The sequence below is a fragment of the Agromyces lapidis genome, assembly GCF_009749405.1.
Lineage (GTDB): Bacteria > Actinomycetota > Actinomycetes > Actinomycetales > Microbacteriaceae > Agromyces > Agromyces lapidis.
The window spans coordinates 43804-56129 of sequence record NZ_WBIQ01000010.1 but is presented as its reverse complement, the minus strand read 5'-3'; the positions used below and the strand labels follow the sequence as shown (position 1 = coordinate 56129).

Below are 12326 nucleotides of genomic sequence, written 5' to 3'. Positions count from 1 at the left end.
CCGCAGTGACAGCGATTGCACTCTCGTCCCGACCCGCGGCACGTCATTCGCGTGATCATTGGTCACCACGACTGCAAACGCTTGCATTAACCGAGTCGACGCTGCTACGTTCGCGAGCAGTGTCGGTGGCACGGAGTCGTGCCGGGAATCGGGAGTCGAAGATGACGCAACGCTCGCACGCACGCAGTGCACCCCTCCGCAGGTGGCTCGCCGCCGCAGTGACCGGCGGGCTCGCCGTCACGGCGCTGAGCTTCGCACCCGGGCTCGGCCTCGCCGCAGCGGCAGCCGAGGAGCGCAGCTTCGCGCTCGTCGGCGACCTGCAGTCCGAGCTCGGCTGCGCCGAGGACTGGGCGCCCGCCTGCGCCGAGACCGAACTGCTCGCGACGAGCACCCCCGGCGTCTACGCGGCCGAGTTCACGATCCCGGCGGGCGACTGGCAGTACAAGGTCGCCGTGAACGACGGGTGGAGCGAGGCGTACGGGCTGAACGGCGGGGGCGACAACATCCCGCTGACGGTCGCGGGCGAGACGACCGTGCGCGTCGTGTTCGACGACACCCTCAAGAAGGTCGGTCTCGAACTCACCCCGGGCGCGATGGGCGGCGCCTACGACGAGGCATCCGACGACGCGCTCGTCGCTGCGCCGGTGCGCCAGCCCGGCAGCGACGAGACCTTCTACTTCGTGATGACCGACCGCTTCGCGAACGGCGACCCGTCGAACGACGAGGGCGGCCTCACCGGTGACCGCCTCACGACCGGCTTCGACCCCGCAGACAAGGGCTTCTACCAGGGCGGCGACCTCGCGGGCCTGCGCGAGCAGCTCGACTACATCGAGGGGCTCGGCACGACCGCGATCTGGCTCACTCCGAGCTTCAAGAACCGCCCCGTACAGGGCGAGGGTGCGAACGCGAGCGCCGGCTACCACGGCTACTGGATCACCGACTTCACGCAGATCGACCCGCACCTCGGCACGAACGCCGAGCTCGAGGCGCTCATCGACGACGCGCACGACCGCGACATCAAGGTCTACTTCGACATCATCACGAACCACACGGCCGACGTGATCGACTACGAAGAGCAGCAGTACTCCTACATCGACCAGAAGACGAGCCCGTACCTCGGCGCCGACGGCCAGGCGTTCGACCCGGCCGACTTCGCGAGCGCCGACACGGCCGCCGACTTCCCCGAGCTCGACGCGGCGACGAGCTTCCCGTACACGCCGACGGTCTCGGCCGCCGACGCCGACCTCAAGGTGCCTGCGTGGCTCAACGACCCGACGCTGTACCACAACCGCGGCGACTCGACGTGGGAGGGTGAGTCGGTCACCTACGGCGACTTCGTCGGACTCGACGACCTCATGACCGAGCACCCCACCGTCGTGAACGGCTTCGTCGACGTGTACGAGCAGTGGGTCGACCTCGGTATCGACGGCTTCCGCATCGACACCGCCAAGCACGTGAACTTCGAGTTCTGGCAGCAGTGGGCGAGCGAGGTGCTCGACTACGCGCACGCCGTCGGCAAGGACGACTTCTTCATGTTCGGCGAGGTCTACGACGCCGACCCGCAGAAGCTCAGCCCGTACGTGCGCAAGACCGACATGAACTCGGTGCTCGACTTCACCTTCCAGTCGCAGGCCGTGAGCTTCGCGGCCGGCAACTCGGCGAAGAACCTGCAGTCGCTCTTCGCGGGCGACGACTACTACACGACGCCCGACTCCTCGGCGACGGCGCTGCCGACCTTCCTCGGCAACCACGACATGGGTCGTGTCGGCTACTTCCTGCAGTCGACGGGCGCCCCGCTCGAGCGCGACGAGCTCGCGCACGAGCTGCTCTTCCTGACGCGCGGCCAGCCCGTCGTCTACTCCGGCGACGAGCAGGGCTTCGCCGGCACCGGCGGCGACAAGGACGCCCGCCAGTCGCTCTTCGCGAGCCAGGTCGCCGAGTACCAGAACCAGAAGCTCGTCACGGGCGAGCAGGCGGGCAGCGTCGACCGCTTCGGTACGGATGCCCCGCTCTACGAGCACATCGCCGCGCTCTCGGCGCTGCGCCAGGCGCACCCGGCACTCGCGACGGGCGCGCAGATCGAGCGCTACGTCGACAACGGCGCGGGCGTGTACGCGTTCAGCCGGGTCGACCGCACCGACAAGGTCGAGTACCTCGTCGCCGCGAACAACGCCGCAGAGGCGCGCACCGTCGAGGTGCCGACCCTCACGAAGGGCGGCGTGTTCGAGGTGCTCTACGACGGCGGCGCCGACACGGCCGCGGTGACGGCCGACGCCGACGGCGTGGCATCCGTCATCGTGCCGGCGCTCGGCACCGTCGTGCTGCGCGCCGACCGCGAGGTCAGCGCGCCCGACGCGGCCGCCGCGATCTCGGTCGCGGTGCCCGCGGCCGGTGCCGGCGTGACCGGCGTGACCCCGGTCGCCGCCGACGTCGACGACGCCACGTGGCAGGAGACGAGCTTCGCCTGGCGCGTCGCCGGTGCGACGGGCGACGACGCCTGGCACGCCCTCGGCACCGCGGAGGACACGAGTCCGCGGGTGTTCCACGACACGGCCGGGATCGCCGCGGGCACGCTCCTCGAGTACCGCGCGATCTCGACCGACGCGGCGGGCAACCGCTCGGCGGCGAGCACGTACGCGAGCGTGGGCAACGCGGTGAACCTCGCCGAGGGCGGCGAGGAGCCCGAGCAGCCGATCGACCTCGTCACGGTGCCGGGCTCGCACAACAGCGAGATGGGCTGCGCCGGCGACTGGGCGCCCGGCTGCGAGGCGGCGAAGCTGACCCTGCGCGCCGACGGCATCTACGCCGGCACGTTCGAGGTGCCGGCCGGCGACTACGAGTACAAGGTCGCCCTCAACGGCAGCTGGGACGTCAACTACGGCGCGAACGGCGAGCAGAACGGCGGCAACGTCACCTACTCGACCGACGGCTCGAAGCCGGTGACCTTCTACTGGAACCCCGAGACCAAGGTCGTCTCGTCGACCGCCGAGGGCCCCACGGTGACCCTGCCCGGCAGCTTCCAGCAGGAGATCGGCTGCGCCGGCGACTGGGCGCCCGACTGCCTCGCCTCGCTCATGCAGGACGGCGACAAGGACGGCGTCTACACCTTCGCCACCGACGAGATCCCCGACGGCGCGTACGAGGTGAAGGTCGCGCACGGCCTCGGCTGGGACGAGAACTACGGCGTCGGCGGCGCCCCGGGCGGCGCGAACTACACGTTCACCGCGACCGGCGGCAAGCTCGTCGAGTTCCGCTACACGCTCGCGACGCACGTGCTCGAGATCGTCGTCACCGACCCGCCGCTCGCCGGCAGCGGGCAGTCGCAGGCGCACTGGGTCGACGAGCAGACGATCGCCTGGCCCGCCGCGCTGCTCGGCGGTGCGAAGGCCGAGGATGCCACATGGTCGCTCGAGCACGCGCCCGACGCGGGCCTCGGGGTGACTGACGGCGAGGTCACGGGAGGCGGCGACGCCGTCGAGCTCGAACTCGACGCGGCCGGACTCTCCGACGCGCAGCTCGAGAAGTTCCCGGCGCTCGAGGGTTACCTGGCGCTGCGGGTCGTCGGCGCCGACCGCGCCGAGGTCGCGGGGCTCCTCACCGAGGAGCTCGCGGTCGCGCAGCGGACGGACGGATCGGGCGGCGACGGCGATGCCCTCACCGCCTTCACCGGCGTGCAGCTGCCCGGCGTGCTCGATGCGCTCTACGCCGACGCCGTGGCATCCGCCCCGCTCGGAACCGACTGGGACGGCGACGACGCGACCCTCACGCTGTGGGCGCCCACCGCGCGCGACGTCGCGCTCGAGCGCTGGGCCGCCGGCGCGACCGGCGACCCGGAGCTGATCGAGGCGGTGCGCGACGACGAGCGCGGCACCTGGTCGGTCGACGGCGTGGCCGCGGGCGACGAGTACCGCTGGTCGGTCGAGGTGTTCGCGCCCTCGACGGGCGAGATCGAGGTGAACTCGGTCACCGACCCGTACTCCGTCGCCCTCACGACGAACTCGGCGCGCACCGTCGTCGTCGACCTCGACGACCCGGCCCTTGCGCCCGAGCAGTGGGTCGAGACGCCCGCTCCGGTCGTCGAGCGCCCCGTCGACCGGGCGATCTACGAGCTGCACGTGCGCGACTTCTCGATCAGCGACGAGACGGTGCCCGAGGCCGAGCGCGGCACCTACCGGGCGTTCACCCGCGACTCGGCCGGCACGAAGCAGCTGCGCGAGCTCGCCGAGGCGGGCATCAACACGGTGCACCTGCTGCCGACCTTCGACCTCGCGACGATCGAGGAGGAGCGCGCGCAGCAGGCCGTGCCCGACTGCGACCTGGCGAGCTTCGGCCCAGCCTCGGCCGAGCAGCAGGCCTGCATCGACGCGGTCCGAGACCTCGACGGCTTCAACTGGGGCTACGACCCGTACCACTACCAGGCGCCCGAGGGCTCGTACGCCGTCGACCCCGACGGCGGGGCGCGCGTCGCCGAGTTCCGCGAGATGGTGGGCGCGCTGCACGCCGACGGCCTGCAGGTCGTGCTCGACGAGGTGTACAACCACACCGCCGAGGCCGGCCAGGGCCAGAAGTCGGTGCTCGACCGCATCGTGCCCGGCTACTACCAGCGGCTCAACGCGGTCGGCGCCGTCGAGACCTCGACGTGCTGCCAGAACGTCGCGACCGAGCACGACGTGGCACAGCAGCTCATGGTCGACTCGGTCGTGCTGTGGGCGAAGGAGTACAAGGTCGACGGGTTCCGCTTCGACCTCATGGGTCACCACTCGAAGGAGAACATGCTGGCTGTGCGGGCCGCGCTCGACGAGCTGACCCTCGAGGAGGACGGGGTCGACGGCAAGACCGTGTATCTCTACGGCGAGGGCTGGAACTTCGGCGAGGTCGCGAACAACGCCCTCTTCGAGCAGGCCACGCAGGGGCAGCTCGGCGGCACGGGCATCGGCACCTTCAACGACCGACTGCGCGACGCCGTGCACGGCGGCAGCCCGGTCGACGGCACCTCGACGTTCCAGCAGGGATTCGGCACGGGCCTCGGCACCGACCCGAACGGCCGGCCCGGCGCGCCGTCGCAGGCCGACCAGCTCGCCGACCTCGCGCACCAGACCGACCTCGTGAAGCTCGGCCTCGCGGGCAACCTGCGCGGGTACGAGCTCGAGGATGCCACGGGGCAGACCGTGCGCGGCGACCAGCTCGACTACCGGGGTTCGCCGGCCGGCTACGCCGACCAGCCCGACGAGGTCATCAACTACGTCGACGCGCACGACAACGAGACGCTCTACGACCTCTCGGTCTTCAAGCTGCCGCAGGGAACCTCGATGGCCGACCGCGTACGCATGAACACGCTGTCGCTCGCGACGGTGACCCTGTCGCAGTCGCCCTCGTTCTGGCACGCCGGCACCGAGCTGCTGCGCTCGAAGTCGCTCGACCGCAACAGCTACAACTCGGGCGACTGGTTCAACCGGGTCGACTGGACGGGCCAGGAGTCGACCTACGGCTCGGGCCTGCCCGGCGAGGCCGACAACGGCGGCAAGTGGCCGGTCATGGCGCCCCTCCTCGCCGACCCCGCGCTGAAGCCGGGCGCGGCCGACATGGCGGCGGCCGAGGCATCCGCCCTCGACCTGCTGCGCGTGCGCTCGTCGGTCGACCTGCTGCAGCTGGGATCCGCCGAACTCATCGAGCAGAAGGTCTCGTTCCCGAACAGCGGGCCCGAGGCGACGCCCGGCGTGATCGTCATGCAGATCGACGACCTCGTGGGCGACGACGTCGACCCCGAGCTCGACGGCGCGCTCGTCGTGTTCAACGCCTCGCCGTCGGCCGTCACCCAGACGGTCTCCGGGCTCGCCGGTCGCGACTTCGCGCTCGCCGAGGCGCAGGCGTCGGGATCCGACGCGGTCGTGAAGCAGACCGGCTGGGATGCCTCGACCGGCACCGTCACCGTGCCGGCCCGCAGCGTCGCCGTGCTGGTCGACGAGCAGCCCCCGCCCGCGGTCGCGACGCTCGCCGTCGGCGCGCCGAGCAAGCTCGTCGCGAAGGCCGGCTCGGCCGTGAAGTACGTCGCGAAGGTCGTCGCGCTCGACGGCTCGACGCCGACGGGCACCTTCGCGGTGTACGAGGGCGGCACGAAGCTCGCCGAGGTCGCGCTGACTGCGGACGACGAGGGCCGGGTGAACCTCAAGCTGCCGAAGCTCGGCCGCGGCCTGCATCTCGTGCACGCGGTCTTCACCGGCGACGAGGGGTACGCCGACACGCAGACGGTGCCGCTGCCGATTCTGCTCTGGTAGCCCGCGCCGGCACTCGAGCCGTCGTGGATGGCTGGTCTCCGAAGCAGTGACCAGCCATCTGCGACGACTCGGTTGGGCGGTCGCTGCACGTCGGCGCACTCCGACACTGAGTCGCTGGGCGGGTCAGTGTCGGAGTGCGGTCGGCAAGGAACGCGGCCTGTCAGCGTTCGTCGATTCCCGGCCGATCAGCTCGGGAACGGCAGCTCGACCCCGCACGACATGAAGCTGCCGACGATGTCCTCCCCATGCGCGGCGAAGATCTCGTCGATGCCCTTGCCGTCGGCGGCCTTGACGTCGCGGTTCGGGTTGTTGGCGCCGATCGTGCCGCCCGAGCCGTTCGCGCCCTTGATCATGATCGTGAACGAGCTCGGCGCGCCGGTCTCGGCGTAGGCGTCGAGCACGCACTCGGCGTCGGCCTCGGGGAGGCCGAAGGTGAGCTCTTCGATGTGCACGGTGAGCCACGCCTGCGAGTTCGAGGCCCCGGCGTTGCCCTGCTCGGAGCGGTTCGGGTTGAAGCACTCGTGAGCGTAGGCGCCGGCGCCGGTGGCGAGCACGCCCGCCGCCGCGAGCGCGAGGCCCGCAGTGATGTTGGTCATGGTCCGCTTGGACATGTGATTCCCTTCGGGTGGGTTCGAGGCGCGCCCGGGCGGCGCACGCACGACCACACCGTCGCGCCGGTGCGCCGGCGCGGCATCCGTGCTCACCCTGATGCGCGCCGGCGCGGGCCGCTCGACGCACCCCCAGTGCTGGGGGCGGGGACTGCGCCCGCTTCAGGCGAGCGGCGCGAACGCCGCACGGGAGGTCGACGCGATGAGCGCCGCGACGGCGACGAGGGCCAGCGCGATCCACGGCAGCCCGCCGACGCCCGCCGAGTCGAGCACCAGCCCGCCCAGGAATGCGCCGACCGCGATCGAACCGTTCCAGGTGGCGACGACCATCGACTGGGCGACGTCCGCGGCACTGCCCGCGATGCGCGCGGGGGCCGACTGCAGCAGGGTCGGCGCGCCGCCGTAGGCGACGCCCCAGAGCGCGACCGCGCCGTACACGACGACGGGTTGCGCGGCGAAGAACCCGAGCGCCACCATCGCGGCGCCGAGCGCGGCCGCGGCGATCAGCACCATCGCGCGCAGGTGCCGGTCGACGAGGGCCCCGGAGACGAGCACGCCGGCGACGGCGAAGACCCCGAACACGAGCAGCACCACGTCGAGGCGCCGGTCGAGACCCGAGGCCACGACGAGCGGGGCGATGTAGGTGTAGGCGACGTTGTGGGCGAGCACGAACGCGGCGGTCGTCGCGAGCACCGCGATGAGTCCTGGCAGCCGCAGCACGGTGCGCAGGCCCGGCCGGGTGCCGGCCCGCTCGCCGGGGAACGCCGGAAGCGCGAGCGCGGCCCAGACGGCGAGCAGCAGGGCGAGGCCCGCGAGCACGGCGAAGGCCGCGCGCCATCCGAGCGCCGATCCGAGCGTCGTCGCGATGGGCAGCCCGAACGCGAACGCGAGCGGGGTGCCGACCATGGCGATCGACAATGCGCGACCCGAGCGCTCGGGCCGGACCATGCGCATCGCGTAGCCCGCGGCGATCGCCCAGAGGAGACCGGCGAGCATGCCGCCCACGGTGCGGGCCACCAGGATCGTCGTGTAGTCGCCCGCGATCGCGGTGATGCCGCTGACGAGGGCGAAGCCCACGACGAGCGACAGCAGCAGCCGCTTGCGGGGAACGCTGCGGGTGAGCGCGGTGAGGGGGATGGCGGTCGCCGCCGTCGTGACCGCGTAGGCGGCGACGAGCCATCCGATCTGGGCTTCGGACACCCCGAGATCTGCGCTCATCTGCGGCAGGAGGCCCGCGGGCAGGATCTCGGTGACGACGCCGACGAACACGATCGAGGCGAGCGCGAGCAGCCCGTTGACGGGAAGCCGCTCGCGCGCCGGCGCGTCGACGGCAGGGGTGGATGCGGTGATCGGAGAAGCCATGTCGACAGTGTCGAACCTTGACATTAGTGTTAAGGTAAAGTCGATCCGAGGAGGGTCATGCGCATCGGTGAACTCGCCGCTCGAACCGGGGTGTCGACGCGCCTCCTGCGCTACTACGAGGCCCAGGGCCTCATCTCCTCGCAACGCGAGGCGAACGGCTACCGCGACTATCCCGACGGCGCCGTCGAGCGGGTCGACCAGGTGCGCGATCTCATCGACGCGGGCATCCCGACCGCCGTCATCCTCGACATGATCCCGTGCCTCGCGAGCGTCACCGACCCCGAGGCGCCGGTGATCGCCCGCGCGCTCGCCGAGTCGCTCTCAGCGAGACGAGCCCAGCTCGAGCAGCGCATCGGATGCCTCTCGAAGAACCGTGACGCCATCGCGGCCTACCTCGAGCGGGCGACGATCACGAGCTGATCGGCGCAGGAGCGGTGCGGGATCGGATCCCGATACGCTTCGCTACTCGACCGGCAGGGTGGTGGCGAGCACCGCATGGCAGCGGGCGAGCCGCTCGATCCACCAGTCGACCCGCTCGGCCGGCGCGGCGTAGCGTTCGAGCAGCTCGGGGTCGGGCAGCACCCGGTGCACCGCGATCGACCCGTCCTCGGGAACGAGGGGCGCGCGCGTGACATCCGCCGCGAGCAGCGACGCCGTGCCGAGGCCGCAGTCGAACTCGAGCGTCGGCACCGCGGCGGCGAGGTGCGCGCCCATCGCCAGGCCGATGCTCGTGTCGAGCGCGCTCGACACGACGACGGGCAGGCCCGCCTCGGCGACGATGGCGAGCGCCCTGCGGATGCCGCCGAGCGGCTGCGCCTTGATGACGAGGAGGTCGGCGGCGCCCGCCTCGGCGACGGCGAGCGGGTCGGCAGCGCGGCGCACGCTCTCGTCGGCCGCGATCGGGATGCCCATGTACTTCGTGCGCCGGCGGATCTCGGCGAGCTCCTCGACCGAGGCGCACGGCTGCTCGACGTACTCGAGGTCGAACGGCGCGAGCGCGTGGATGGCGTGCTCGGCCTCGTCGACGTTCCAGCCGCCGTTCGCGTCGAGGCGCACACGCCCCTCGGGGCCGAGGGCCTCGCGCACGGCGCGCACGCGCGCGACGTCCTGCGCGAGGGTCTGGTCGGAGGCGGCGGCCTTCACCTTCGCGGTACGGCAGCCAGGGAAGCGGGCGAGCACGGCGGGCACGCTGTCGGGGTCGACGGCGGGCACGGTCGCGTTCACGGGGATGCGGTCGCGGAGTGCCGGCGGAGGCGCGTTCCAGCCGAAGTCGATCGCCGCGGCGAGCCAGGTGGATGCCTCGTCGTCGTCGTACTCCGCGAAGGGCGAGAACTCGGTCCAGCCCTGCGGGCCCTCGAACAGCATCGCCTCGCGCACCTCGATGCCGCGGAAGCGGGTGACGAGCGGCAGCGCGACGACGCGGGCGGTGGCGAGCAGTTCGTCGAGTGCGGGGAGGTCTGCGGACGCGGCGGGCGGCATGGGCCCAGTCTGCCACCGGTGCCGTGGTGTCGGGCGGGTGACCTCGCGGGCCGATCCGAATAGGCTCGACGCATGATCGGGAGCGGAATCGAAGAGATCGGGCTCGAGACGACCGAGGTCCGCCCCGAGTCGACGGGGCGGGACATCGCGATCGGCGTGGGCGGCATCATCGTCGTGATCGCGGCGGCCATCCCCATCGTGTGGGGCCTGCTCGCCGTCGGCACGATGGCCTACGCCCTCGTGAGCGGCATGCTGGCCGGGTCGGCGGGCGCCGAACTCTGAGCCGGGCGGGCGGGCGCCCGAACCGCACGAATAGGCTTGAGCCATGAGTGCCGAGGTCTCCGAACTGTTCGATCCGAGCGAGTGGGCTGCGGCTCCGGCGGGTGCGTCGTTCACCGATATCACCTACCATCACTCGCTCGACGGGCGCATCGCGCGCATCGCGTTCGATCGGCCCGAGGTGCGCAACGCGTTCCGCCCGCATTCGGTCGACGAGCTCTACCGCGCCCTCGAGGACGCGCGCACGAACCCGCGCATCGGTGTCGTGCTGCTGACGGGCAACGGCCCCAGCGCGAAGGACGGCGGCTGGGCGTTCTGCTCGGGCGGCGACCAGCGCATCCGCGGGCGCGACGGGTACAAGTACTCCGACGCCGAGACCGCGATCATCGACGGGGCGGGCGGCACAGCCGACCCCCACGGTCACGCGGCGGTCGGTCGCCTGCACATCCTCGAGGTGCAGCGGCTCATCCGCTTCATGCCGAAGGTCGTCATCGCGGTCGTGCCCGGCTGGGCCGCCGGCGGCGGACACTCGCTGCACGTCGTCTGCGATCTCACGATCGCCTCGCGCGAGCACGGTCGTTTCAAGCAGACCGACGCCGACGTTGGCTCGTTCGACGCCGGATACGGCTCGGCCTACTTCGCGCGCCAGATCGGGCAGAAGTTCGCCCGCGAGGTGTTCTTCCTCGCCGAGGAGTACTCGGCTGACCGCGCCTACGAGATGGGCGCGGTGAACCGGGTCGTGCCGCACGCAGAGCTCGAGCGCGAGGCGATCGCGATGGCGCGCACGATCCTCACGAAGTCGCCGACGGCCGTTCGCATGCTGAAGTTCGCGTTCAACGCGGTCGATGACGGCATGGTCGGGCAGCAGGTCTTCGCGGGCGAGGCGACGAGGCTCGCCTACGGCACCGACGAGGCGGTCGAGGGCCGCGACGCCTTCCTCGAGAAGCGCGACCCCGACTGGGGTCCGTACCCGTGGCACTACTGATGCCGGTTACGGCGAACCGGCCCGGCCGGTGTCGGGAGCAGTCGTGAAACCGCTCATCAGGGTTACGGCGACGGATGCCTCGGAGCTGACCCGTGCGCTCGCCGCCGCCCTCGACGGGGGACCGGCCGTCTGGCCGGTGCCCGCGACGGAAGCCGGGGCCGCAGGAGGCGCCGCGGGCTCCTCGCGCTCCGCGAAGGTCGCAGCGGAGGTCGACGACCGCGTCGCGCTCGTCGTCGAGACGAGCGGCTCGACCGATGCCCCGAAGCGCGTGCTGCTCTCGGCCGACGCGCTCGTCGCGAGCGCCGATGCCACGCACGACGCACTCGGCAGCACGGGACAGTGGCTGCTCGCGCTCCCGGGCCACTACATCGCGGGCGCCCAGGTGATCGTGCGGGGGCTCGTCGCAGGCACGGAGACCCTGGCGCTGCCGGCCGGCGCGTTCGATCCGGCTGCGTTCGCCGAGGCATCCGCCCGCATGCACGACCACGTGCCCCACTACACCTCGCTCGTGCCGACGCAGCTGGCGCGGCTGCTCGACGCGGCCGAGCGCGACGCGTTCGTGGGGGCCGCGCTGCGCTCGTTCGACGCGGTGCTCGTGGGCGGGCAGGCGCTCGCCCCCGTGCTCGCGGAGCGCGCCGATGCCGCCGGCGTGCGCGTGCTGCGCACCTACGGCTCGAGCGAGACCGCCGGCGGGTGCGTCTACGACGGAACGCCGATCGGCGACACCGCCGTGCGCTTCGTCGACGGGCGCATCGAGCTCAGCGGGTCGAGCCTCGCCGAGGGGTACCTCGACGACCCCGAGCGCACGGCAGCGGCGTTCGTCGTCGAGCGCGGCATGCGCTGGTACCGCACGGGCGACCTCGGCGAACTCGACGGAGCCAGCGGTCGGCTGCGGGTGCGCGGTCGCGCCGACGACGTGATGATCTCGGGCGGGGTGAAGGTCGTGCTCGGCGAGGTCGAGCGCGCGGTTCGCCGCCTCCACGGCTTCGACGCGGCCGTCGTCGTCGCGGTGCCCGATGCCGAGTGGGGTGAGCGCGCTGCGGTCGTCGTCGCGACGAGCGTCGGCGACGAGGCCTCGGCACTGCTCGGGCTTCGTGAGGCCACGGATGCCGCGGGCCTCGGCCCGGCCGCACGACCCGTGCGGCTCGTGGTCGCCGACCCCTGGCCGACGCTCGCCTCGGGCAAGCCCGACCGCCGGGCGCTCGCGGCACTGGCCGCGCGAGCTGCGGCCGGCGGCGACGGCTGAGCCGCCGTTCGCCGTTCGCCGTCGCCGTCCGCCGTTCGCCGTCGCCGCGCGAGACTCGGGGCGATCGCAAAGGGTGTCGAACTAGCATTGCC

Annotated in this window: 8 protein-coding genes; 5 read left to right on the top strand and 3 right to left on the bottom strand. The window is 72.1% G+C overall.

Going from position 1 to position 12326, the window contains the following annotated elements; translation table 11 throughout:
• Nucleotides 1–161 precede the first annotated feature (161 nt).
• Nucleotides 162–6275 carry a pullulanase-type alpha-1,6-glucosidase gene (gene pulA, locus GQQ93_RS16395; RefSeq protein ID WP_157425321.1) on the top strand — a complete coding sequence of 2038 codons (6114 nt, stop codon included), beginning with the start codon at nt 162–164 and terminating at the stop codon, nt 6273–6275.
• Between the two features lie 185 nt (nt 6276–6460).
• On the opposite strand, the gene GQQ93_RS16390 is transcribed toward pulA, so the two are convergent.
• Both GQQ93_RS16390 and GQQ93_RS16385 read right to left on the bottom strand, forming a co-directional pair.
• Nucleotides 6461–6886: a hypothetical protein gene (locus GQQ93_RS16390; RefSeq protein WP_157425320.1), complete on the bottom strand. Its 426-nt coding sequence runs from the start codon at nt 6884–6886 to the stop codon at nt 6461–6463.
• A gap of 159 nt (nt 6887–7045) precedes the next feature.
• Nucleotides 7046–8245 (bottom strand): MFS transporter, encoded by a 1200-nt coding sequence (locus GQQ93_RS16385; protein WP_157425319.1) that lies wholly within the window; start codon nt 8243–8245, stop codon nt 7046–7048.
• 57 nt (nt 8246–8302) lie between these two features.
• Between GQQ93_RS16385 and GQQ93_RS16380 the strand changes: the two genes are divergently transcribed.
• Nucleotides 8303–8665 carry a MerR family transcriptional regulator gene (locus GQQ93_RS16380; RefSeq protein WP_157425318.1) on the top strand — a complete coding sequence of 121 codons (363 nt, stop codon included), beginning with the start codon at nt 8303–8305 and terminating at the stop codon, nt 8663–8665.
• A 42-nt stretch (nt 8666–8707) separates the two neighbouring features.
• Here the strand turns inward: GQQ93_RS16380 and GQQ93_RS16375 are convergent, their stop codons facing one another.
• Complete coding sequence (locus GQQ93_RS16375; RefSeq protein ID WP_157425317.1) at nt 8708–9724, bottom strand: o-succinylbenzoate synthase; 1017 nt, start codon at nt 9722–9724, stop codon at nt 8708–8710.
• A gap of 72 nt (nt 9725–9796) precedes the next feature.
• Here GQQ93_RS16375 and GQQ93_RS16370 point away from each other — a divergent pair, with 72 nt between their 5' ends.
• Genes GQQ93_RS16370 through GQQ93_RS16360 form a run of 3 tightly spaced genes read left to right on the top strand, consistent with a single transcriptional unit; the run spans nt 9797 to nt 12234 of the window.
• Nucleotides 9797–10006, top strand: coding sequence for a hypothetical protein (locus GQQ93_RS16370; RefSeq protein ID WP_157425316.1), 210 nt, complete (start codon nt 9797–9799; stop codon nt 10004–10006).
• 43 nt (nt 10007–10049) lie between these two features.
• Nucleotides 10050–10988 (top strand): 1,4-dihydroxy-2-naphthoyl-CoA synthase, encoded by a 939-nt coding sequence (locus tag GQQ93_RS16365; protein ID WP_157425315.1) that lies wholly within the window; start codon nt 10050–10052, stop codon nt 10986–10988.
• Nucleotides 10989–11031: 43 nt separating this feature from the next.
• Complete coding sequence (locus GQQ93_RS16360) at nt 11032–12234, top strand: AMP-binding protein (protein ID WP_157425314.1); 1203 nt, start codon at nt 11032–11034, stop codon at nt 12232–12234.
• The last annotated feature ends 92 nt before the right edge of the window (nt 12235–12326 follow it).

Coding starts and splice junctions, on each gene's coding strand:
- pulA (WP_157425321.1), top strand. CDS start 162: ATGACGCAACGCTCGCACGCACGCAGTGCACCCCTCCGCAGGTGGCTC.
- GQQ93_RS16370 (WP_157425316.1), top strand. CDS start 9,797: ATGATCGGGAGCGGAATCGAAGAGATCGGGCTCGAGACGACCGAGGTC.
- GQQ93_RS16375 (WP_157425317.1), bottom strand. CDS start 9,724: ATGCCGCCCGCCGCGTCCGCAGACCTCCCCGCACTCGACGAACTGCTC.
- GQQ93_RS16365 (WP_157425315.1), top strand. CDS start 10,050: ATGAGTGCCGAGGTCTCCGAACTGTTCGATCCGAGCGAGTGGGCTGCG.
- GQQ93_RS16385 (WP_157425319.1), bottom strand. CDS start 8,245: ATGGCTTCTCCGATCACCGCATCCACCCCTGCCGTCGACGCGCCGGCG.
- GQQ93_RS16390 (WP_157425320.1), bottom strand. CDS start 6,886: ATGTCCAAGCGGACCATGACCAACATCACTGCGGGCCTCGCGCTCGCG.
- GQQ93_RS16380 (WP_157425318.1), top strand. CDS start 8,303: ATGCGCATCGGTGAACTCGCCGCTCGAACCGGGGTGTCGACGCGCCTC.